The sequence below is a fragment of the Variovorax robiniae genome (assembly GCF_037889955.1).
GTDB lineage: Bacteria > Pseudomonadota > Gammaproteobacteria > Burkholderiales > Burkholderiaceae_C > Variovorax > Variovorax robiniae.
Map to the genome: position 1 here is coordinate 432,005 of NZ_JBBKZS010000003.1, position 20,211 is coordinate 452,215.

22 protein-coding genes are annotated in these 20,211 nt (G+C 66.7%); 18 read left to right on the forward strand and 4 right to left on the reverse strand.

Features of this window, described 5'->3' with window-relative positions; translation table 11 throughout:
• The first annotated feature begins 8 nt into the window (after positions 1–8).
• The 9 genes from WKW79_RS10190 (at position 9) to WKW79_RS10230 (ending at position 7,673) form a co-directional block, all read left to right on the forward strand.
• Positions 9–791, forward strand: a complete 783-nt coding sequence (locus WKW79_RS10190; RefSeq protein WP_340335025.1) for an ABC transporter ATP-binding protein — start codon at positions 9–11, stop codon at positions 789–791.
• 1 nt (position 792) lies between these two features.
• Positions 793–1,722, forward strand: a complete 930-nt coding sequence (locus tag WKW79_RS10195) for a branched-chain amino acid ABC transporter permease (RefSeq protein WP_340335026.1) — start codon at positions 793–795, stop codon at positions 1,720–1,722.
• A 12-nt stretch (positions 1,723–1,734) separates the two neighbouring features.
• Entirely contained in the window at positions 1,735–2,799 is a 1,065-nt protein-coding gene (locus WKW79_RS10200; RefSeq protein ID WP_340335027.1) for a branched-chain amino acid ABC transporter permease, read from the forward strand.
• A 44-nt stretch (positions 2,800–2,843) separates the two neighbouring features.
• Complete coding sequence (locus WKW79_RS10205) at positions 2,844–4,160, forward strand: ABC transporter substrate-binding protein (protein WP_340335028.1); 1,317 nt, start codon at positions 2,844–2,846, stop codon at positions 4,158–4,160.
• A 2-nt stretch (positions 4,161–4,162) separates the two neighbouring features.
• Positions 4,163–4,975 carry an ABC transporter ATP-binding protein gene (locus WKW79_RS10210; protein WP_340335029.1) on the forward strand — a complete coding sequence of 271 codons (813 nt, stop codon included), beginning with the start codon at positions 4,163–4,165 and terminating at the stop codon, positions 4,973–4,975.
• Positions 4,976–5,003: 28 nt separating this feature from the next.
• A complete protein-coding gene (locus WKW79_RS10215; protein ID WP_340335030.1) occupies positions 5,004–6,248 on the forward strand; it encodes a phenylacetate--CoA ligase family protein in 1,245 nt (414 codons plus the stop codon).
• Between the two features lie 36 nt (positions 6,249–6,284).
• Complete coding sequence (locus WKW79_RS10220; RefSeq protein WP_340335031.1) at positions 6,285–6,692, forward strand: SRPBCC family protein; 408 nt, start codon at positions 6,285–6,287, stop codon at positions 6,690–6,692.
• 53 nt (positions 6,693–6,745) lie between these two features.
• Entirely contained in the window at positions 6,746–7,174 is a 429-nt protein-coding gene (locus tag WKW79_RS10225; RefSeq protein WP_340335032.1) for a VOC family protein, read from the forward strand.
• 91 nt (positions 7,175–7,265) lie between these two features.
• Complete coding sequence (locus tag WKW79_RS10230) at positions 7,266–7,673, forward strand: DUF3574 domain-containing protein (RefSeq protein WP_340335033.1); 408 nt, start codon at positions 7,266–7,268, stop codon at positions 7,671–7,673.
• 6 nt (positions 7,674–7,679) lie between these two features.
• Here WKW79_RS10230 and WKW79_RS10235 read toward each other — a convergent pair whose 3' ends face one another.
• Together WKW79_RS10235 and WKW79_RS10240 are read right to left on the reverse strand one after the other, a co-directional pair.
• Positions 7,680–8,297 (reverse strand): HAD family hydrolase, encoded by a 618-nt coding sequence (locus WKW79_RS10235; RefSeq protein WP_340335034.1) that lies wholly within the window; start codon positions 8,295–8,297, stop codon positions 7,680–7,682.
• A gap of 19 nt (positions 8,298–8,316) precedes the next feature.
• A complete protein-coding gene (locus WKW79_RS10240; RefSeq protein ID WP_340335035.1) occupies positions 8,317–9,324 on the reverse strand; it encodes an AraC family transcriptional regulator in 1,008 nt (335 codons plus the stop codon).
• A gap of 154 nt (positions 9,325–9,478) precedes the next feature.
• On the opposite strand from WKW79_RS10240, the gene WKW79_RS10245 reads away from it, so the two are divergent.
• The 9 genes from WKW79_RS10245 to WKW79_RS10285 all read left to right on the forward strand — a co-directional run bounded on the left by WKW79_RS10245 (position 9,479) and on the right by WKW79_RS10285 (position 18,177).
• Positions 9,479–11,038, forward strand: coding sequence for a long-chain-fatty-acid--CoA ligase (locus WKW79_RS10245; RefSeq protein WP_340335036.1), 1,560 nt, complete (start codon positions 9,479–9,481; stop codon positions 11,036–11,038).
• Positions 11,039–11,060: 22 nt separating this feature from the next.
• On the forward strand, positions 11,061–12,245 hold the full coding sequence (locus tag WKW79_RS10250; RefSeq protein WP_340335037.1) for a lipid-transfer protein: 1,185 nt from the start codon (positions 11,061–11,063) through the stop codon (positions 12,243–12,245).
• A 12-nt stretch (positions 12,246–12,257) separates the two neighbouring features.
• Positions 12,258–12,698 (forward strand): MaoC family dehydratase N-terminal domain-containing protein, encoded by a 441-nt coding sequence (locus tag WKW79_RS10255; RefSeq protein ID WP_340335038.1) that lies wholly within the window; start codon positions 12,258–12,260, stop codon positions 12,696–12,698.
• A 2-nt stretch (positions 12,699–12,700) separates the two neighbouring features.
• Positions 12,701–13,123 carry a MaoC family dehydratase gene (locus tag WKW79_RS10260; RefSeq protein ID WP_340335039.1) on the forward strand — a complete coding sequence of 141 codons (423 nt, stop codon included), beginning with the start codon at positions 12,701–12,703 and terminating at the stop codon, positions 13,121–13,123.
• Between the two features lie 137 nt (positions 13,124–13,260).
• Positions 13,261–14,091, forward strand: coding sequence for an SDR family NAD(P)-dependent oxidoreductase (locus WKW79_RS10265; RefSeq protein ID WP_340335040.1), 831 nt, complete (start codon positions 13,261–13,263; stop codon positions 14,089–14,091).
• 3 nt (positions 14,092–14,094) lie between these two features.
• Positions 14,095–14,886, forward strand: coding sequence for an enoyl-CoA hydratase/isomerase family protein (locus tag WKW79_RS10270; RefSeq protein ID WP_340335041.1), 792 nt, complete (start codon positions 14,095–14,097; stop codon positions 14,884–14,886).
• Positions 14,887–14,997: 111 nt separating this feature from the next.
• The gene (locus tag WKW79_RS10275) at positions 14,998–15,753 is read left to right on the forward strand and encodes an SDR family NAD(P)-dependent oxidoreductase (RefSeq protein WP_340335042.1); all 756 of its coding nucleotides are present in this window, start codon (positions 14,998–15,000) and stop codon (positions 15,751–15,753) included.
• Between the two features lie 16 nt (positions 15,754–15,769).
• Positions 15,770–16,699, forward strand: a complete 930-nt coding sequence (locus tag WKW79_RS10280; protein WP_340335043.1) for an acetamidase/formamidase family protein — start codon at positions 15,770–15,772, stop codon at positions 16,697–16,699.
• A gap of 131 nt (positions 16,700–16,830) precedes the next feature.
• The gene (locus WKW79_RS10285) at positions 16,831–18,177 is read left to right on the forward strand and encodes an alpha/beta hydrolase family protein (RefSeq protein WP_340335044.1); all 1,347 of its coding nucleotides are present in this window, start codon (positions 16,831–16,833) and stop codon (positions 18,175–18,177) included.
• 12 nt (positions 18,178–18,189) lie between these two features.
• Here the strand turns inward: WKW79_RS10285 and WKW79_RS10290 are convergent, their stop codons facing one another.
• Positions 18,190–19,068: an alpha/beta fold hydrolase gene (locus tag WKW79_RS10290; RefSeq protein ID WP_340335045.1), complete on the reverse strand. Its 879-nt coding sequence runs from the start codon at positions 19,066–19,068 to the stop codon at positions 18,190–18,192.
• A gap of 45 nt (positions 19,069–19,113) precedes the next feature.
• A complete protein-coding gene (locus WKW79_RS10295) occupies positions 19,114–20,109 on the reverse strand; it encodes an SDR family oxidoreductase (protein WP_340335046.1) in 996 nt (331 codons plus the stop codon).
• Between the last annotated feature and the right edge of the window lie 102 nt (positions 20,110–20,211).

Consider the following 20,211-nt stretch of genomic DNA (forward strand, 5'->3'; position numbering starts at 1 on the left):
GACTGTCCATGGCTAGGAAGACCGGCGACGTCATCCTCGACGTACAGAACATCACGCTGGGCTTCGGGGGCGTGAAGGCGCTCACGGACATCAGCTTCAACGTGCGCGAGCACGAGGTGCGGGCCATCATCGGACCGAATGGGGCGGGCAAGAGTTCGATGCTCAATTGCATCAACGGCGTGTACCAGCCGCAGCAGGGCTCGATCACCTTCCGGGGCAAGACCTTCAAGCACATGAATTCGCGGCAGGTGGCGGAGATGGGGGTGGCACGCACCTTCCAGAACCTGGCGCTGTTCAAGGGCATGAGCGTGCTCGACAACATCATGTCGGGGCGCAACCTGAAGATGAAGTGCGGGCTGCTCGCGCAGGCGCTGCGCTGGGGGCCGGCGGAGCGCGAGGAGTTGCAGCACCGCGAATTCGTCGAGCACATCATCGACTTCCTCGAAATCCAGGCGCATCGCAAGACGCCTGTCGGTCGCCTGCCCTATGGACTGCAGAAGCGCGTGGACCTGGGCCGCGCACTGGCCATGGAGCCGCAGGTGCTGCTGCTCGACGAACCGATGGCCGGCATGAACGTGGAAGAGAAGCAGGACATGAGCCGCTTCATCCTCGATGTGAACGACGAGTTCGGCGCGACCATCGTGCTGATCGAACACGACATGGGGGTGGTGATGGACATCAGCGACCGCGTCGTGGTGCTGGACTATGGCAAGAAGATTGGCGATGGCACGCCGGATGAAGTGCGGGCGAATCCCGAGGTGATCCGGGCTTATCTGGGGACGGAGCATTGACATGGGCTTCTTCCTCGAAACCCTGTTCGGCGGCCTCATGGCCGGCATGCTCTACGCCCTCGTCGCATTGGGCTTCGTGCTCATCTTCAAGGCCTCCGGCGTCTTCAACTTCGCACAAGGCGCGATGGTGCTCTTCGCCGCATTGGCGATGGCGCGCTTCGCCGAGTGGATCCCGCAGTGGCTCGGCTTCAACAGCGCCCTCCTCGCCAACCTGCTCGCCTTCATCGCCGCCGCGCTGTGCATGGTCGTCGTCGCGTGGCTGGTCGAGCGGTTGGCATTGAGGCGCCTCGTCAACCAGGAAGGCATCACGCTGCTGATGGCCACGCTGGGCATCGCCAACATCCTCGACAGCGCGGGCCAACTGCTCTTCGGCAGCGCCACCTACAAGATCGACATCGGCATGCCCAAGGACCCGATGATCGTGCTGGAGAACGTATTCCAGGGCGGCCTGCTGCTCAGCAAGGAAGACCTCTATGCGGCGGTGCTCGCGGCGGCGCTGGTGACGATGCTCACGCTGTTCTTCCAGAAGACCGCCACCGGCCGCGCGCTGCGTGCCGTCGCGGACGACCACCAGGCCGCGCAATCCATCGGCATTCCGCTGGCGCGCATCTGGGTCATCGTGTGGTCGATCGGCGGTTTCGTGGCATTGGTCGCGGGCGTGATCTGGGGCAGCAAGCTGGGCGTGCAGTACTCGATCTCGCTGGTGGCGCTGAAGGCGTTTCCGGTGGTGATCCTGGGTGGGCTGACCTCGGTGCCGGGGGCGATCCTGGGCGGGCTGATCATCGGTGTGGGCGAGAAGCTGTCGGAGATATACCTCGGGCCGTACCTGGGTGGTGGTATTGAGAACTGGTTTGCCTATGTGCTTGCACTGGCCGTATTGCTGGTGAGACCTCAAGGGCTCTTCGGCGACAAGATCATCGATCGCGTGTAAGGAAGCCCGTCGATGTTCTACAGAGAAAACGGCCAATTCAAGAGCAGCTACAGCGCCGACCTCGCGCTGTTCCCGGTCGCGCAGGACCGCTGGGCCATGCTCGCGCTCGCGGCGATCGCCTTCATCGCGCTGCCGATGTTCGCCAGCGACTACGCCTTCCGCGCGATCTTCATCCCCTTCCTGATCCTCTCGCTCGCGGCCATCGGGCTCAACATCCTGGTCGGCTACTGTGGCCAGATCTCGCTGGGCACTGGCGCCTTCATGGCCGTCGGCGCCTATGCGGCCTACAACCTGCAGGTACGCATCGACGGCATGCCGCTGATCATCGCGCTGATCGGCGGCGGTTTGTGCGCGACCGTGTTCGGCGTGCTGTTCGGCATTCCGAGCCTGCGAATCCGCGGGCTGTACCTGGCGGTGGCGACTTTGGCCGCGCAGTTCTTCGTCGACTGGTTCACCAACCGCGTGAAGTGGGTCACCAACGATTCGTCATCGGGCTCGGTCAGCGTGCGCACCTTGCAGATGCTGGGCTTCGAGTTCACGACGCCGATGCAGAAGTACCTGCTGTGCCTCACGCTGGTCGTGGTCTTCGGGCTGCTGGCCAAGAACCTGGTGCGCGGCGCCATCGGCCGTGAATGGATGGCGATGCGCGACATGGACGTGGCAGCGGCCGTGATCGGCATCCGGCCTGTGTATGCCAAGTTGTCGGCCTTTGCGGTGAGCAGCTTCATCGTCGGCGTGGCGGGGGCGCTGTGGGGCTTCGTGCACCTCGGGGCTTGGGAGCCCTCGGCTTTCAGCATCGACAAGTCGCTGCAACTGCTGTTCATGATCATCATTGGCGGGCTGGGCTCGATCGCGGGCAGCTTCTTCGGTGCGGCCTTCGTGGTGCTGCTGCCGCTGTTCCTCAATTACGTGCCGCACTGGCTGGGCCTCTCGATCTCCACGGGCACCGCGTCGCACCTGGAGCACATGATCTTCGGCGCGCTGATCGTGTTCTTCCTCATCGTCGAGCCGCATGGATTGGCGCGGCTCTGGTCTACGGGTCGGCAGAAGCTGCGACTCTGGCCCTTCCCACACTAGCTTTCACTCGCACGTTCCGCATTTCAATCAAGAAGGAGACAAGCATGCAACTCAGGAATCTCGCCCGCGCTGCCGCACTCGCCGCTGCCGGGTTGTCGATGGTCACGGCCAGCACGCTCGCCCAGGCCCAGGCAGCAGAGCAGTTCATTCCGCTGCTGGTCTACCGCACCGGCCAGTTCGCACCGCTGGGCATTCCATGGGCCGATGGCAAGCAGGACTACTTGAAGCTCATCAACGCACGCGACGGCGGCGTCAACGGCGTGAAGCTCGCGTTTGAAGAATGCGAGACGGCCTACGACGCGGCCAAGGGCGTGGAGTGCTATGAGCGGCTCAAGGGCAAGGGCACGGGCGCCTCGGGCTTCGACACGCAATCGACCGGCATCACCTTCGCCGTCACCGACAAGGCATTCGTCGACAAGGTGTCGGTGGAGACGGCCGGCTATGGCCTGTCGCAGTCGGTGGACGGCACGGTGTTCGAATGGAACTTCCCGCTGATGGGCACCTACTGGACCGCCACCGACGTGATGCTGCAGGACATCGCGAAGAAGGAAAAGGGCAGCCTCAAGGGCAAGAAGATCGCACTGGTCTATCACGACTCGCCCTATGGCAAGGAGCCGATCCCACTGCTGCAGAAGCGCGCGGCGGCCGAGGGCTTCGAGGTGCAGCTCTACCCTGTCACGCCGCCCGGCGTCGAGCAGAAGTCGACCTGGCTGCAGATCCGCCAGGCCCGGCCCGACTACGTGCTGTTCTGGTCCGCCGGCGTGATGACGCCGGCCGGCATCCGCGAGGCGCAGGCCAGCGGCTATCCGCGCGAGAAGATCTACGGCATCTGGTGGGCCGGCTCGGACCATGACGTGAAGGACATCGGCGACGGCGCCAAGGGCTACAACGCCATCACGCTGCAGAACAGTGCGGCCAAGGACAAGGTGCTCGACGACATCAAGAAGTTCGTCCACGACAAGGGCCAGGGCACCGGCCCGGCCAATGGAGTCGGCAGCATCGCCTACAACCGCGGCATCATGATCTCGATGCTGCAGGTGGAGGCCATCCGCGCGGCGCAGGAGAAGTACGGCAAGGGCAAGTCGCTCACGTCGGAACAGGTGCGCTGGGGCTTCGAGAACCTGGACCTCACGGCCGACAAGCTGAAGGCGCTGGGCTTCGGCGAAATGATGCGGCCAGTGAAGACCTCGTGTGCCAACCACATGGGCAACGACTGGGCCAAGATCATCCAGTGGGACGGCGGCAAGTGGAACATCACCTCCGACTGGTACCAGTCCGACAAGACGCACATCAATGCGCTGGTGAAGGAGTTCGCGGAGAAGTACGCGAAGGACAAGAACGTCAAGGCCCGCACCTGCTGAACATGTCCGCCAGCAAGCCCTTCCTCGATGTCAACGGCATCGAGGTCATCTACAACCACGTGATCCTCGTGCTGAAGGGCGTGTCGCTGGTCGTGCCCGAGGGCGGGATCGTGGCGCTGCTCGGCGGCAACGGTGCGGGCAAGACGACCACGCTGCGCGCCGTGAGCAACCTGCTCGCGGGCGAGCGTGGCGCGGTGACCAAGGGCACGATCGAGCTGCGCGGCGAGCGCATCGAGGCGCTGTCGCCGGCCGAACTGGTGCGGCGCGGGCTGGTGCAGGTGATGGAGGGGCGGCACTGCTTCGCGCACCTGACCATCGAGGAGAACCTCATGACCGGCGCCTACACGCGCAGCGACGGCAAGGCCGCCGTCGCCGCGACGCTGGAGAAGGTCTACGCGTACTTTCCGCGGCTGAAGACGCGGCGCACGTCGCAAGCGGCCTACACATCCGGTGGGGAGCAGCAGATGTGCGCCATCGGCCGCGCGCTGATGGCCAACCCGAGCATGGTGCTGCTGGACGAGCCGTCGATGGGCCTCGCGCCGCAGATCGTCGACGAGGTCTTCGGCATCGTGAAGGACCTCAACGACAAGGAACGCGTGACCTTCCTGCTCGCCGAGCAGAACACCAACATGGCGCTGCGCTATGCCGACTACGGCTACATCCTGGAGAGCGGCCGCATCGTCATGGATGGCAAGGCCAGCGACCTGGCGAACAACGAGGACGTCAAGGAGTTCTACCTCGGCGTCGGCGGTGCGGAGCGCAAGAGCTTTCGCGATGTGAAGAGCTACAAGCGCAGGAAGCGCTGGCTGGCCTGACTCTCAGCCTCCGAGGCGACACACAAAAATGTCCGAACACTACGACGCACTGGAGTTGCGCGACCCTGCGCAGCGCGAAGCCGATTTGCTCATGGCCTTGCCGCGCCAGATCGCGCATGCGCAAGCCGCGGCGCCCGCGTTCGCGGAGATCCTGCGCGGTGTCGATGCCAGCGCAGTGCGCAGCCGCGAGGCGTTGGCGAAGTTGCCGGTCACGCGCAAGTCCGAACTGCTGGAACGCCAGAAGGCCCAACGTGCGAATGATCCGCTCGGCGGCTTCAGCGCCATCGCGCGCGGGCCGTCGATGCGGCGGGTGTTCGCAAGCCCCGGCACCATCTACGAGCCCGAAGGCGTCGCGCCCGACTACTGGCGTACCGCGCGCTCGCTCCATGCCGCGGGCTTTCGCAGCGGCGACCTGATCCACAACAGCTTCAGCTACCACATGACCCCGGCCGGCGCGATCCTCGAAAGCGGCGCGCATGCGCTGGGCTGCACCGTGTTCCCTGGCGGCACCGGCCAGACCGAGCAACAGTTGGAAGCCATGGCTGAGTTGAAGCCCGACGGCTATGTCGGCACGCCGAGCTTCCTCAAGATCCTGGTCGAGAAGGCCTCGGCGATCGACCTCCAACTGCCGAGCCTGACCAAGGCGCTGGTCTCCGGCGAAGCCTTTCCGCCGAGCCTGCGCGACTGGCTGGCGGAGCGCGGCATCCGCGCCGTGCAAAGCTACGCGACCGCCGACCTGGGCCTCATTGCCTACGAGACCTCTGCGCATGAAGGGCTGGTGCTGGATGAAGGCGTGCTGGTCGAGATCGTGCGGCCCGGCACGGGTGACCCGTTGCCCGACGGCGAGGTCGGTGAAGTTGTCGTGACGACCTTCAACCGCGACTATCCGCTGGTGCGCTTCGGCACCGGCGACCTGTCGGCCGTGCTCGCCGGCCAATGCCCCACCGGGCGGACCAACACGCGCATCAAGGGCTGGCTCGGGCGCGCCGACCAAACGACGAAGGTGCGCGGGATGTTCGTGCATCCGGGGCAGGTGGCGGAGGTGGTGAAGCGCTTTCCGGAGGTCGCGCGCGCGCGCCTCGTGGTGGAAGGCGAGATGGCGCAGGACCGGATGACGCTGAAGGTGGAAGCACCGGCAACCGAAGGCTTGTCCGAACGCATCGCGGAGGCCGTGCGCGAGGTGACCAAACTGCGAAGCGATGTGCTCTGTGTTCCCGCGGGCAGCCTGCCGAACGATGGCAAGGTGATCGAGGACGCACGCAGCTACCGGTAATCGTATTCTTGGGTGTCACCCCTCAAAGAACGACCCATGAAAATCACCATTGAAACCGTCGTCCGCGCGCCCATCGACAAGGTCTGGGCGGCCTGGACCACCCCCGCCGACATCGTGCAGTGGAACGCTGCATCCGACGACTGGCACACCACGAAGGCATCCGTCGACCTGTGTGTCGGCGGGGCCTTTTCCTCCCGCATGGAGGCCAAGGACGGCAGCATGGGCTTCGACTTCGCCGGCGTCTACACCCAGGTGGTGCCGAATGCGCTGATCGAATCGTCCTTCGGCGACCGCACGCTGCGGGTGGAGTTCGTGCCGGGCGTCGACGGCGTGACCGTGCGCGAAACCTTCGACGCCGAAAAGACGCATTCCGTCGAGCAGCAGCGCGGCGGATGGCAATCGATCCTGGACAGGTTTGCGCGGCATGTCGAGGGCAAGGGTTGACGGTGCAATTTCAAGCCTGGTGAATCGATGACGCGCTTTCGAAAGGAGCAAGCATGGAAACGCAAGAACTTCATCGCGGGCGACTCATCGATCACATCCAGTTGGTCGTGCGCGACCTCCCGGCTTCACAGGCCTTCTACGCCGCGATCTTCGAGGTCCTGGACATTCCCATGGGCGGCACGGGCGATGGCTTCTTCTGGGCGGACGAGTTGTTCGTCTCGACGGCTGACAGCCAGGCGGCGCAAGGGGCGCTGACCGGACGCCACCATCTGGCTTTCCAGGCGCAGGACCGGGCCATGGTGGATGCGTTCCACAAGGCGGCGCTGGCGCACGGGGGCAAGGACAACGGTGCGCCCGGCGAGCGTGCCTACCACCCGGGCTACTACGCCGCCTTCGTGCTTGATCCGGACGGCAACAACATCGAGGCCGTGTTCCATGGCGAGGCCAGGCGCAGCGCGCGGTCTGTCCAGATCAACTTCTGATGATGGACGGCAACCACGGCGGCGTTCCATGCGAACAGCGGTGGTGCACCGGTCCGTTCCTCAGGTAGTCGTGGCCGTGTCCCCGTCAACGATGCAGGCCCTCCGCGCCCTTGCCGCCGTCGCCATACTCGCCGCGATCACTGCGTGCGCGTCACAACCAACAACGTGCAAACGGGGTGAACAGAGCGCAATCCAGGACACGCTTTACTTCGGCGCCGCCAAGCCCGACGGTACCGTCACGGCCGCCGAATGGTCCACCTTCCTCGCAACCATCGTCACGCCACGCTTCCCCCAAGGACTCACGGTCTCGCAGGCTTCGGGCCAATGGCGTGGTGCGGACGGGTCGATCGTCCAGGAATCGACCCGCGTCCTGCAACTCGTGCATCCGGACGACGCGCCGAGCGAGCAGTCGGTGGCCGAAATCTCTGCCGCCTACAAGTCCCGGTTCCAACAGGAAGCCGTTCTTCGCGTGCGGACGCGCACTTGCATCTCGTTCTAGTCCGGATCACAGCAACCCGCAGTCGCGCAGTTCCCGGTCCAGCCGCGCCGCCCCCACGAACAGGCAGGCCTGCAACCCGACCCGAACCGCGCCTTCGACATTGGCTTCGACATCGTCGATGAACAGCACCTGCTCAGGCTGCACACCAAACCGCTCGATGCTGCGCAGATAAGCCCCAGCCTCCGGCTTGGTCGCCCCGACCATCGCCGACGTGACGATCAACCCATTCTTGAAGTGCCGCCCGATGTCAGGGCACAGCGTCTCGATGTCCTCCGCCAGCATCGGCGAGTTGTTCGTCAGCCCCGCGATCCGGCAGCGCCGCTTCACGCGCTCGACCAGCGCGAGAACCTGCGGGTCCGGCGTCATCCCCGCGCGGCGCGCGGCCAGCCAATCGACGCGCGTCACCGCGTGGCCCAGCCGCCTGGACATCTCCCGCAGGTAGGCCACCGGATCGACGTCCCCGCGGTCCGATCGCGTCTCCAGCCCCGAGCCCCAGACCGCCTCGCGCACGAACTCCGCCGTGTGCCCGGTCAGCGCGCCCAGCGCGGCCTGGAACACCGCGCGGTCGTACTGGCAGAGCACGCCGTCGATGTCGAACAGGACCAGGTGCGGGCGGTTGCGCATGTCCGACCCATAGCAAATATCAGGCCCCGCCGCGCCGGTAAGCGCCCGGCGCACTCCCCGTCCAGCCCTTGAACGCCCGCTGGAACGCCGCGCTGTCAGCGAAGCCGAGCTCGAAGGCCAGCGTCGCCAGCGGCACCGCGCTGGCGTTGAGCCGCACGATGGCCGTGTCTCGCCGCAACTCGTCCTTCAGCGACTGGAAGGTGGTGCCTTCGCCGGCCAGCCGGCGTTGCAGCGTCGAGCTCGACATGTGCAGCGCCTCGGCCGTCGCGACGAGGTCCGGCCATGCCGGCTGCGCATGCTGCAGATGGCCGCGAACGCGCGCGCTCAGCAGGTCGTCCGCGCGCCTCGGCACGATGACGTGCGTGCGAGCATCGGCCAGGAAGGCGCGCAGCGCGGCCTCGTCGCGTCGCACGGGACGCTGCAGCCACTTCGCGTCGAACCAGAAGGCCGAGCGGCTGCAATCGAACTGCAGCGGCGCCGGAAAGATCTTGCCGTAACTGCCCGCATACGGCGGGCTGGCAAAGGCGAAGTCGAAGCGCGCCACGGGCAACTGGCCACCGACCAGCCAGGCCAGCACGCGCCAGATCACGCGCAACAGCAATTCGTGCAGGAAGGTTGGACATGCGGCTGTCGCGGGGCTGAAGCGAAGCGCCACGCCGGCCAACTCGCCGTCGCGGACCGGTTCGAGCATCACATCGTCCTGCAGCAAACGGAAGGTGTTCGCGCAACGGCGCGTTGCGACTTCCAGCGTCGCCGCGCTGATCGCCGAGCGGGCCATCAACGCCAGGCTGCCTTGCTTCATCGGACGAGAAAGAAAGCCGAGGCATTCGTCATCGAAGCGCTCGATCAGCAGCTGGAACAGCGCCACGTACTGCTCTGCCGTCACACGAGCGCTGGGCTCCTGCAACAGGGCCGGTGCGATACCGGCTTCTTCGAGCAAAGGGTCGCTCGGCAACCCACGCGCCTGCACGCCGGACACCATGCCCCGGACAAAAGCGATCGGGATCGTGACGGGCGGTCGCAGCATCAGGCGCGCATCGGCATGAGCGGGTTCGGTTTGAGGTCTTTTGCCATCGGATCGATGCAAAGCGCAATCGCTCGCGAGGCCGCCGATTTCTACCATGGGGCTCCGCACAACAGGCCACGGATTTCCCGAAGAAGGCCCCGAGGAGACAAGCCGCATGTACTTCACCCAAGGCCTGCACCGCGCCGTGCAGCAACACCCCGACCGCATCGCCGTGCGCTTCGCCGGCCGCGAGCGCAGCTTCCGCGAATTCGCCGACCGCGTCGCGCGGCTGGCCGGCGCATTGCAGAAGCTCGGCATGCAGCCCGGCGACCGCGTCGCAATGTTGTCGCTCAACTCCGACCGCTACCTCGAATACCAGATGGCCGTGCCCTGGGGCGGCGGCGTGCTCAACCCCTGCAACATCCGCTGGTCCGCACCGGAGATCCTCTATTCGCTGAACGACTCGGGCTCGATCATCCTGCTGGTCGACGCGACCTTCGCGTCGCTGGTCGAGCCCTTCCGCCGCGATGCCACGACGCTGCGTTCGGTGGTCTATTGCGGCGATGGCGAAGCCCCCGCCGGCATGCTCGACTACGAAACCCTGCTGCGCGATGCCACGCCGGTCCCCGACGCCGTGCGCCGAGGCGAAGACCTGGCCGGCATCTTCTACACCGGCGGCACCACCGGCTTCCCCAAGGGCGTGATGCTGAGCCACACCAACCTCTGCAGTTCCGGCCTGGCCCTGCGCGCGGAAGGGCTGGCCTCGCCCGGTGGCACCTACCTGCATGCCGCGCCGATGTTCCACCTGGCCGACATGGGCATCGCGACGCCGCACTGGATCGAGGGCAACACGCATTCGATCATCCCGATGTTCAACCCCGAACACGTGCTCGACACCATCCAGCGCGACCGGGTCACGCACACGCTGCTGGTACCGACGATGATCCAGATGCTGGTCGACCATCCGGCCATGCAGAAGCCGCGTGACCTGTCGTCGCTGGAAGGCATCGCCTATGGCGCATCGCCGATCTCCGAAGCGGTGCTGGAACGCGCGATGGCCGCGCTGCCGAATGTGGAGTTCACGCAGGCCTACGGCATGACCGAGCTGTCGCCGGTGGCCACCGTCAACCCGGCCTGGTACCACACGCCCGAGGCGCGCCATCTCGGCAAGCTGCGCTCCGCGGGGCGGGCCAGCCACTGCATGGAAGTGCGCATCGTCGACCCCTTCGGCGACGAGGTGCCGCTGGGCACGGTCGGCGAAGTCGTGGTGCGCGGGCCGAACGTGATGCAGGGCTACTGGAACAAGCCCGAGCTCACCGCCGCCGCGCTGCGCGACGGCTGGATGCACACCGGTGACGGCGCCTGGATGGATGCGGACGGCTTCATCTTCATCGCGGACCGGTTGAAGGACATGATCGTGAGCGGCGGGGAGAACGTCTACTCGGCCGAGGTCGAGAACGCCCTGGCGCAACACCCCGCCGTCGCGGCCTGCGCCGTCATCGGCATCCCCAGCGACAAGTGGGGCGAGGCTGTGCATGCGGTGGTGGTGCGCAAGCCGCAGCAGGAGGTCGACTGCGAGGCGCTGATCGCGCATTGCAAGGCGCTGATCGCGGGCTACAAGTGCCCACGCAGCGTGGACTTCGTCGAGGCGCTGCCGCTGTCGGGGGCGGGCAAAGTGTTGAAGACCAAGTTGCGCGAGCCGTTCTGGCAAGGGCGCGAAAGAGCAGTCGCTTGAACCCATTTTTCAGGAGCTACCCATGACCCAGGATGTCTACGTTGCCGGTGTCGGCATGATCCCTTTCACCAAGCCGGGCGCAAGCGAGCCCTATCCGCAGATGGCCGCGAAGGCCACGCGCGCGGCGCTGGCCGACGCGGGCATCGGCTACGAGCTGGTGCAACAGGCCTACGTCGGCTATGTCTACGCAGACTCGACCGCAGGCCAGGCCGCGCTCTACGACGTCGGCATGAGCGGCATCCCGATCGTCAACGTCAACAACAACTGCTCAACCGGTTCGACGGCGCTGTTCCTCGCGCGGCAGGCGGTGGCCAGCGGCGCGGCTGAATGCGTGCTGGCGCTGGGCTTCGAGCAGATGATGCCGGGCGCCCTGGGCGCCGTCTTCAAGGACCGTCCGACACCCTTCGAGCGCTTCGACAACGCAGCGAACGAACTCGTCGACGAGCCTCAGATTCCGCTGGCGCTGCGCTACTTCGGCGGCGCGGGGCTGGCGCACATGAAGGAGTACGGCACCAAGCTCTCCACCTTCGCGAAGGTCCGCGCCAAGGCCAGCCGGCATGCGGCCAACAACCCGCTCGCGCTGTTCCGCAACGTGGTGACGGAAGAAGAAGTGATGAACACGCCGGTGATGTGGCCCGGCGTGATGACGCGGCTCATGGCCTGCCCGCCGACCTGCGGTGCGGCGGCGGCGATTGTCTGCTCCGCCGACTTCGCGCAACGCCATGGCCTGGACCGCAGCGTGCGCATCAAGGCGCAAGCGATGACCACCGACAAGCCGATCAGCTTCGAGGCACGCGACATGCGCGAGGTCGTCGGCTTCGGCATGGCGCAGGAAGCGGCGCGGCAGGTCTATGAAGCCGCGGGCATCGGTCCGCAGGATGTGGACGTGGTCGAGCTGCATGACTGCTTCGCGCAGAACGAACTGCTCAGCTACGAGGCGCTGGGCCTCTGCCCGGTCGGCGGCGCGGAACAGTTCATCTGCGATGGCGACAACAGCTATGGCGGCAAGGTGGTGACGAACCCTTCCGGCGGCTTGCTGAGCAAGGGCCATCCGCTGGGTGCGACCGGCCTCGCGCAGTGCACCGAGCTGGTCCAGCAACTGCGCGGTACCGCCGACAAGCGCCAGGTGGAAGGCGCACGGCTTGCGCTGCAACACAACCTCGGCCTGGGCGGCGCCTGCGTCGTCACGCTCTACGAACGCGTCTGAAAGGGACAGGGAATGATCGACAAGAAATGGATCGGCCACCAGTTGCCCGCCTCGGTGTTGCCCATCGAGCGCAGTCGCCTGCAGTTCTTCGCCAAGGCCATCGGCGAGACCGACCCCGTCTACACCGATGCCGAAGCCGCACGCGCGGCCGGCTATCCCGACCTGCCCGCGCCGCCCACCTTCCTCTTCGCGGCCGAACTCGACTCCGGCGCCTCCAACCAGCTGCTGACCGACCTGCAGATTCCGCTGGCCAAGCTGTTGCATGGCGAGCAGGGCTTCAGCTACCACCGGCCGGCTTGCGTCGGCGACGTGGTCACGGTGCGCTCGACCATCGACGACATCTACGACAAGAAGAACGGCGCGCTCGAGTTCGTCGTGAAGACCTCGCGCGCGACCAACCAGCGCGATGAGCTGGTAGCGGAGCTGCGCACCGTGATCGTCTGCAGGAACTGACCATGACCCATCCCACCTTCGACACCGTCAACGTCGGCGACGAGTTGCCCGTCGTTCAACTGCCGCCCGTCAACCGCACCGCGCTGGCCCTCTTCGCCGGCGCCTCGGGCGACCACAACCCGATCCACATCGACACCGACTTCGCGCGCCGCTCCGGCATGCCCGACGTGTTCGCGCAAGGCATGCTCGGCATGGCCTGGCTGGGACGCGTCGTCACCGGCTGGGCGCCGCAGAGCCGGCTGCGCAAGTTCGAGGCGCGCTTCCAGGGGATCACGCACCTGGGCAATGCGATGCGCTGCAGCGGGCGCGTGGTCGAGAAGCTGGCCGACCACCGCGGCGAGCGCTGCGTGCGCATCGAGGTGCTGAGCGCCAACCAGTACGGCCAGACCAAGATCGCGGGCGAGGCCATCGTCGCCTTGCAATAGGCCCACCCCCGCAGCGCCTTCGGCGCACCCCCTCAAGGGGGCGCACCCTGCGGCCCGGCAAAGCCGGTTCCGCGGGTGCCCACGAACAGGCATTGATCGCCCTGAACTGAAACGAAACCCGAACTGAGACACAACACATGACACGCAAGCTCGAAGGCAAGGTCGCCCTCATCACCGGCTCGGGCCGCGGCATCGGCCGCGCGATCGCGCTCAAGCTCGCCAGCGAAGGCGCGCGCATCGTCGTCAACGACCTGGACATCGAACCCGCCAGCGAGGCGGTGCAGGCCATCAAGGACATCGGTGGCGAGGCCGTGGCCTGTCCCGGCAACGTCACCGCATCCGACTTCGCCGAGCGCTTCGTCGCCACCGCCGTGAGCGAATTCAAGGGCCTCGACATCGTCATCAACAACGCCGGCTACACCTGGGACAACGTGGTGCAGAAGATGACTGACGAGCAGTGGTACGCGATGATCGACTGCCACCTCACTGCGCCCTTTCGCATCCTGCGCGCGGTGCAGCCGGTGATCCGCGCACTCAGCAAGGCCGACACCGAGGCCGGCCGGCGCGTGGTGCGCAAGGTGGTCAACATCTCGTCGATGGCGGGGCTCTTCGGCAACGCGGGCCAGACCAACTACTCAGCCGCCAAGGCCGGCGTGGTCGGCATGACGCAGACGCTGGCCAAGGAATGGGGCCGCATGAACGTTACCGTCAACAGCGTGGCCTACGGGCTGATCAAGACGCGGCTCACCGGCAACGCGGCGGAAGCAGGCACCGCCAACATCGACGGTCGCGAGATCAAGGTCGGCGTCAACCCGGGGCTCATGGCGATGATGGAGCAGACCATTCCGCTCGGCCGCGGCGGCACGCCGGACGAAGCTGCCGGCGCGGTCTACATGCTGTGCATCCCGGAGTCCGACTACGTGAGCGGCCATACGCTGGTGTGCAGCGGCGGCCTGACCGGTTTCTAGGCGATGAGCGCTCACGTCCGCACCACGCTGGAAGACGGCGTTGCCACGCTCACGCTGGATCGGCCGCAAGCGCTCAATGCGCTGAGTCCGGCCTTGATCATCGACTTGGCCAGCGCGCTGCAAGCGAGCGCCGAGGACGAAGCCACGCGCGCCATCGTGCTGACTGGCGCGGGACGCGCGTTCTCCGCGGGCGGCGACATCGGCTGGTTCGGCGAAGTGCTCGCCGGTGGCCGTGCGCATGCGCGGTCCGAAATCGCGGGCTACATGGAGAGCGAGGGTAATCCGCTGACGCTGGCCATCGCCGACTGCCGTGTTCCCGTGGTGTGCGCCGTCAACGGCCCCTGCGTCGGTGGCGCGGTCGGCATCGCGCTCGCGGCGGATGTGGTGATCGCCGCGCGCTCGTCCTACTTCCTCGTGCCGCAAGTGCCGCAACTCGGCGCCGTGCCGGACCTCGGCGCCACCTGGATGCTGGCCCGCCTGCTCGGCCGCAGCCGCGCGCTCGGCATCGCCCTGCTGGGCGACCGCATCGAGGCCGCGCAAGCCGAGCAGTGGGGCTTGATCTGGCGCTGCTTCGATGACGCGGCCCTCGCCGAGCAGGCGCACGCCACCGCACATCGCCTGGGCAGCGCGTCGGCCGCAGCCGTCCGCGACACGCGACGGCTCATCGATGAAGCGCCCACCCAAACGCTCGCCCGCCAACTCGACCAGGAGTGCGAAGCCCAGCGCGCGCATGTGGGCGCCGACTATTTCAACGCAGCGTGCACGCGCTTCCTGGCCCGCACAGCTCGCAACTGATGCACCTCACGCAACGCCCACCTTCGATGTGACACAGACACGCTGCACTGCAGCGTTTACTTCCCTCACCCGCGCCCTCAGAATTCGCTCTCCCCAAACAGGAGAGCGCTCATGGATCTCGGACTCAAGGGCAAGCGCGCCGTCATCACCGGCGGCAGCCGGGGCATCGGCCGGGCCGTCGCCGAATGCTTCGCGGACGAGGGCGCGCACACGTCGATCTGCGCGCGCAAGGCCGAGGAGGTGCAGGCAACAGTTGCCAGCCTGAAGGCCAAGGGCGTCAACGCCTTCGGCCGGGCGGTCGACGTGGCCGACGCCTCAGCCCTGAGCGCCTGGATCACCGCCACCGGCGGCGAGCTCGGCGGCATCGACGCACTGGTCTGCAACGTCAGCGCACTCGCCGTGGGCGACAGCGCAGAGACCTGGGACAAGTCCTTCCGCACGGACATGATGCACACGGTCAACGCCGTGGCCGCAGCCGTGCCCTTTCTCGAGAAGTCCGACAGCGCCTCGATCGTGCTGATCTCCAGCGTCTCCGGCTTCGAGGTCGACTTCGCCGCCGGCTCCTACGGCGCGATGAAGGCGGCGCTGATCCACTATGCCAAGGGCCTGAGCCGTCAGCTCGTCGCCAAGGGCATCCGCGTCAACTGCGTATCGCCCGGCAACACCTACTTCGACGGCGGCATCTGGCAGACCATCGAGAAGAACATGCCCGACCTCTATGCCTCCACGCTCAAGGTCAACCCGACCGGTAAGTTCGGCACGCCGGACGAAGTGGCCAAGGGCGTGGTCTTCATCTCCAGTCCCGCCGCCAGCCGCATCTCCGGCACCAACCTCGTGATCGACGGCGCGCTCACCGTGGCCGTGTAGCAAGGAGCACGAACCCATGGGCCACACGATCCACAAGGACCACATCCACCACGGCTGGAACAACGCCTTCGCGCCGGTACTGAAGATCGCGCCGGGCGAGAGCATCGAGTTCGAGACGCTCGACGCATCCTCCGGCCAGTTGAACAAGACCTCCACCGCCGCCGACCTGGAGAAGCTCGACCTCGGCCGCGTCAACCCGGTCACCGGCCCGGTCTACATCGATGGCGCGAAGCCCGGCGATGCGCTCAAGGTCACGGTGTTGTCGCTCAAGCCTTCGGGCTGGGGCTGGACCGGCAACATCCCTGGCTTCGGCCTGCTCACCGACCAGTTCCCGAACGCCCGCCTGCACCACTGGAACTACGACCCCGGCCTCACGCCCGCGATGTACGGCCCGGGCGGCCGCGTGCCGCTGCGCCCCTTCACCGGCACCATCGGCGTCGCGCCCGCGGAGCCCGGCCTGCACAGCATCATTCCGCCGCGCAACGTCGGCGGCAACATGGACGCACGCGACATCGCCGAAGGCTGCGAGCTCTACCTGCCGATCGAGGTCGAGGGCGCGATCTTCTCGGTCGGCGACACCCATGCCGCGCAGGGCGACGGCGAGGTCTGCGGCACCGCCATCGAAAGTCCGATCGACGTGGCGCTCAAGTTCGAGCTCATCAAGGGCGCCAACCTGCGCATGCCGCGCTACGTCACGCGCGGCCCGGTCACAGATCACTTCGACAAGAAGGGCTACGAGGTCACGACCGGCATCGGCCCCGACCTCATGGCAGGTGCGCGCATGGCCGTCTCCGAGATGGTCGAGCTGCTCAGCAAGCGCTACGGCTACGAGCCCATCGACGCCTACATGCTCTGCAGCGTGTGCGCCGACCTGCGCATCAGCTCCATCGTCGACGTGCCCAACTGGGTCGTCTCCTTCTATTTCCCCCGGATCGTGCTGGAGTAGCCGCGTCGCGCGCACGACAGACCCAAGGGCATTCCCGCTGAAGCGATTTCTCCATGCTGGGTTAGGGTTCGCAGGCGCGCCGGGAGGCTCGCAGCCCGGCGGCGAACTACAACATCACATCGGAGAAATCGATGAAGTATTTGCACGTATGGAGCGTGGCCGCCGCGGCGACCCTGTTGACGGCTTGCGGTGGCGGCGACAGCGGCCCCAGCTTCGTGATCCCGCCCGTCAGCATCTCGACCGTCAGCACTGGTACGCTGGTCGAGCCGCAGGCCACGGTGACGACGCTTACCAAGGCCCAGATCGACGCGGGCACCAAGGCCAGCGGTCTGCAGGCCCTGAGCGGCTTGGCGCAGTGCGACGTCACCGTGGTCGCGCTCAACTACACCACGCTCGGCGCGAAGGGCGAGTCCACCAACGCATCAGGCGTGCTGCTGATGCCCGCCGGTTCCTGCGCCAGCACCCCCGCGCCGCTGGTGGCCTATGCCAGGGGCACCGAGGTGCTGAAGACTCGCGCGCTGGCAAATCCGGCCGATCCGGAGACGCAATTGCTCACTGCCATGTACGCCGCGCAAGGCTACGTGGTGGTGGCCACGGACTACCTCGGCTATGCGAAGTCGCAGTACGCGTTCCATCCCTACCTGCATGCCGACTCGGAGGCACGCTCGGTGCTCGACGCCGTCCGCGCTGGCCGCCGGGCGGTCACGAACCTGCAGGGCGTCCTCAACGGCAAGGTCATGTTCACCGGCTACTCGCAGGGCGGCCACGCCTCCATGGCGGCGCACCGCGCGGCCGAACGCGACTACCCGCTCGAGTTCAACGTGGTCGCGGGCGCCCACCTCGCCGGCCCGTACAACCTCTCCGGCGCGACCAAGCTCGGTATTGCGCCGTTGGGCTACCAGTACTTCGTGCCCTTCCAGGTCACGTCGTACCAGAAGGTGTACGGCGACGTCTATGCCAAGCCCAGCGATGCCTTCAAGGCGCCCTACGACAGCTACATCGAGAACCTGCTGCCGAGCGCCACGCTCAACTACACCACGCTGGTGACCACCGGCGCGCTGCCCGGCGCCAATGGGGAATCACCGGCGCAAGTGCGCGACCTGCTGTTCCAGCCGGCCTTCCTGAGCGACGCGCAGACGAACGCGAACAACCCGCTCTACCTCGACGCAAAGAAGAACGACCTGCTCGGCTGGAGCCCGCGCGCGCGCACCCTGCTCTGCGGCGGCGCCGGCGACCCGACAGTGCCACCGGCCGTTCACCAGGCCCCGATGAAAGCGGACTTCGATGCACGCGGCGTGACGACGGTGACTTCGGTCGACGTCGATCCGCAGATCCAGGCGACCTACGGTCCGGGTGGCGTGGCGCCGACGGACCCGTCCTCGGCCGCCTTCCGGACCTACTACGGCTCCTATCACGGCACATACGAGCCGCCCTTCTGCAGCGCCGCCGCGCGTCAGTTGTTCAACGCGCTGAAGTAGTCGACGACGCGATCAGCGCGCGCCGACCACGCGCGCGATCCACGCGAGGAGGACGGCGAACACCTCCTCGCGGTTGGTTTCATTCAAGGTCTCGTGGCGCGCGCCGCCGAACACGTGGCAGGACACGTCGCGCAGCCCCGCCTCGCGATAGCGTTCGACCAATGGATAGAACCACTGGGCCTTGTTGCTGACCGGATCCTGGTCGCCGGTGAACAGGTACACCGGCAGATCCGGCCGGATGCGCGACTGCATCGCCGCCGGTGCCAGGTCGGCCAGCCCCGCGAACATCGAGCCCATGCCTTCGGCCGTGACGGTGAAGCCGCACAGCGGATCGGCGATGTAGGCATCCACCTGGGCCGGGTCGCGGCTGAGCCAGTCGAAGGGCGTGCGCACGTCGGGCAAGGCGGCATTCATGTCCTCCAGCTTGAAGCCGCTTTGCAGCGCGGCGCCCAGCAGGTCCAGCGCACTCGTCCCCGAAAGCACCGCGCCGGAGAGCAGGTCGCTGTGCTGCACCAGGAAGTACTGCGTCGCGAAGGAACCCATGCTGTGGCCGATGAGGATCAGCGGCAGGCCCGCATGCGCCGCGCGTGCATGGCGGCTGAGTTGCGCCATGTCCTCCACCAACCCGCCGAAGCCGCGCGGCCCGAATTCGCCCAGTTCGCCAAGCGCCTGCGCACCCTTGCCATGGCCGCGATGCTCGTTCGCATAGACCACGTAGCCGGCCTGCACCAGCGCATCGCAGAGGGGGCGGTAGCGCAGCGAATGCTCGCCCATGCCATGCGCCAGTTGCACCACGGCGCGCGGCGTTCCGCTGCCCAGCCAGCGGTGCGCCTCGATGAGATGGCCGTCGTTGGCGGTGAGGTCGAAGTGCGTCTCGGTGCTGCGCGTCATGCGGTCTGTCTCCTTTTTTGTGGACGGCCATCCTAAGACGAACTTTCAGATCGCGCCCACCCTCCCCGTCACCGGCAGCACGATCCCGGTGATGTAGCTGGCGCACACCGGCGAGGCCAGGAACACATAGGCCGGCGACAGTTCCTCGGGCTGCGCCACCCGCTTGAACACCGTGTCGCGGCCGAACTTCTTCACGTCATCAGCCTCCTTGTCGGCCGGGTTCAGCGGCGTCCACACCGGCCCTGGCGCCACGGCGTTGACGCGGATGCCCTTGTCGATGAGGTTCTGCGCCAGCGCCTTGGTGAAGGCATGGATCGCGCCCTTGGTGGCGGAGTAGTCGAGCAGCTTGCTGCTGCCGGCCAGGCCGGTGACCGAGCCGGTGTTGATGATCGAGCTGCCGTTCTTGAGGTGCGGCACGGCCGCCCGTGCCATGCGCATGTAGCCGCCGACGTTGGTCTGCAGCGTGAGGTCGATGCGCTCGTCGCTCAGGTCCTCGATACTGCCGGCATGCATCTGGAAGGCGGCGTTGTTGACCAGCGCGTCGAGGCGGCCGAAGGCCTTCAGCGTGCGCTGCACCGCGCGCTCGCAGAAGGCGCTGCGCCGCACGTCGCCAGCAATGAGTACGCAGCGCCGGCCTTCCGCTTCCACGGCGGCGCGGGTCTGCTCGGCATCGGCCTTCTCGCTGAGGTAGACCACCGCCACGTCCGCGCCCTCGCGCGCGAACAGCACGGCCACCGCGCGGCCGATGCCCGAATCGCCGCCAGTCACGATCGCCGCCAAGCCTTCGAGCTTGCCGCTTCCCACGTAGTGTGGCGCCTGGTAGCGCGGTTGCAGTTTCATGCCGGCTTCGCCGCCCGGCTTCCGGAGCTTTTCCGGCGGCAGGCGGCTCGGCTGTACGCGCGTTCCAGCCTGAACGGCCTTGCTGCTTTTTTTGGCGGCGGGCGTCGCGCGGTCACGGGCATCCTGCTTGCGCTGGATGGCGGCATGCTTGCGCACCAGCGCGGCCCGCGCCTTGGCGGGAGTGGGGGTTGAACTTGCCATGGCCGTGTCCTTCGTGCGATGCGGATTTGGCAGGATGTTCGGCACACCCATGCGTCCGGCCTGTCGTCCAACGCCGATGAATTGCTTCGCAAATTTCCCGTT

Coding starts and splice junctions, on each gene's coding strand:
- WKW79_RS10290 (WP_340335045.1), bottom strand. CDS start 19,068: ATGACGCGCAGCACCGAGACGCACTTCGACCTCACCGCCAACGACGGC.
- WKW79_RS10235 (WP_340335034.1), bottom strand. CDS start 8,297: ATGCGCAACCGCCCGCACCTGGTCCTGTTCGACATCGACGGCGTGCTC.
- WKW79_RS10260 (WP_340335039.1), top strand. CDS start 12,701: ATGACCCATCCCACCTTCGACACCGTCAACGTCGGCGACGAGTTGCCC.
- WKW79_RS10240 (WP_340335035.1), bottom strand. CDS start 9,324: ATGCTGCGACCGCCCGTCACGATCCCGATCGCTTTTGTCCGGGGCATG.
- WKW79_RS10270 (WP_340335041.1), top strand. CDS start 14,095: ATGAGCGCTCACGTCCGCACCACGCTGGAAGACGGCGTTGCCACGCTC.
- WKW79_RS10280 (WP_340335043.1), top strand. CDS start 15,770: ATGGGCCACACGATCCACAAGGACCACATCCACCACGGCTGGAACAAC.
- WKW79_RS10205 (WP_340335028.1), top strand. CDS start 2,844: ATGCAACTCAGGAATCTCGCCCGCGCTGCCGCACTCGCCGCTGCCGGG.
- WKW79_RS10215 (WP_340335030.1), top strand. CDS start 5,004: ATGTCCGAACACTACGACGCACTGGAGTTGCGCGACCCTGCGCAGCGC.
- WKW79_RS10210 (WP_340335029.1), top strand. CDS start 4,163: ATGTCCGCCAGCAAGCCCTTCCTCGATGTCAACGGCATCGAGGTCATC.
- WKW79_RS10230 (WP_340335033.1), top strand. CDS start 7,266: ATGCAGGCCCTCCGCGCCCTTGCCGCCGTCGCCATACTCGCCGCGATC.
- WKW79_RS10255 (WP_340335038.1), top strand. CDS start 12,258: ATGATCGACAAGAAATGGATCGGCCACCAGTTGCCCGCCTCGGTGTTG.
- WKW79_RS10200 (WP_340335027.1), top strand. CDS start 1,735: ATGTTCTACAGAGAAAACGGCCAATTCAAGAGCAGCTACAGCGCCGAC.
- WKW79_RS10250 (WP_340335037.1), top strand. CDS start 11,061: ATGACCCAGGATGTCTACGTTGCCGGTGTCGGCATGATCCCTTTCACC.
- WKW79_RS10220 (WP_340335031.1), top strand. CDS start 6,285: ATGAAAATCACCATTGAAACCGTCGTCCGCGCGCCCATCGACAAGGTC.
- WKW79_RS10295 (WP_340335046.1), bottom strand. CDS start 20,109: ATGGCAAGTTCAACCCCCACTCCCGCCAAGGCGCGGGCCGCGCTGGTG.
- WKW79_RS10275 (WP_340335042.1), top strand. CDS start 14,998: ATGGATCTCGGACTCAAGGGCAAGCGCGCCGTCATCACCGGCGGCAGC.
- WKW79_RS10190 (WP_340335025.1), top strand. CDS start 9: ATGGCTAGGAAGACCGGCGACGTCATCCTCGACGTACAGAACATCACG.
- WKW79_RS10225 (WP_340335032.1), top strand. CDS start 6,746: ATGGAAACGCAAGAACTTCATCGCGGGCGACTCATCGATCACATCCAG.
- WKW79_RS10285 (WP_340335044.1), top strand. CDS start 16,831: ATGAAGTATTTGCACGTATGGAGCGTGGCCGCCGCGGCGACCCTGTTG.
- WKW79_RS10245 (WP_340335036.1), top strand. CDS start 9,479: ATGTACTTCACCCAAGGCCTGCACCGCGCCGTGCAGCAACACCCCGAC.
- WKW79_RS10265 (WP_340335040.1), top strand. CDS start 13,261: ATGACACGCAAGCTCGAAGGCAAGGTCGCCCTCATCACCGGCTCGGGC.
- WKW79_RS10195 (WP_340335026.1), top strand. CDS start 793: ATGGGCTTCTTCCTCGAAACCCTGTTCGGCGGCCTCATGGCCGGCATG.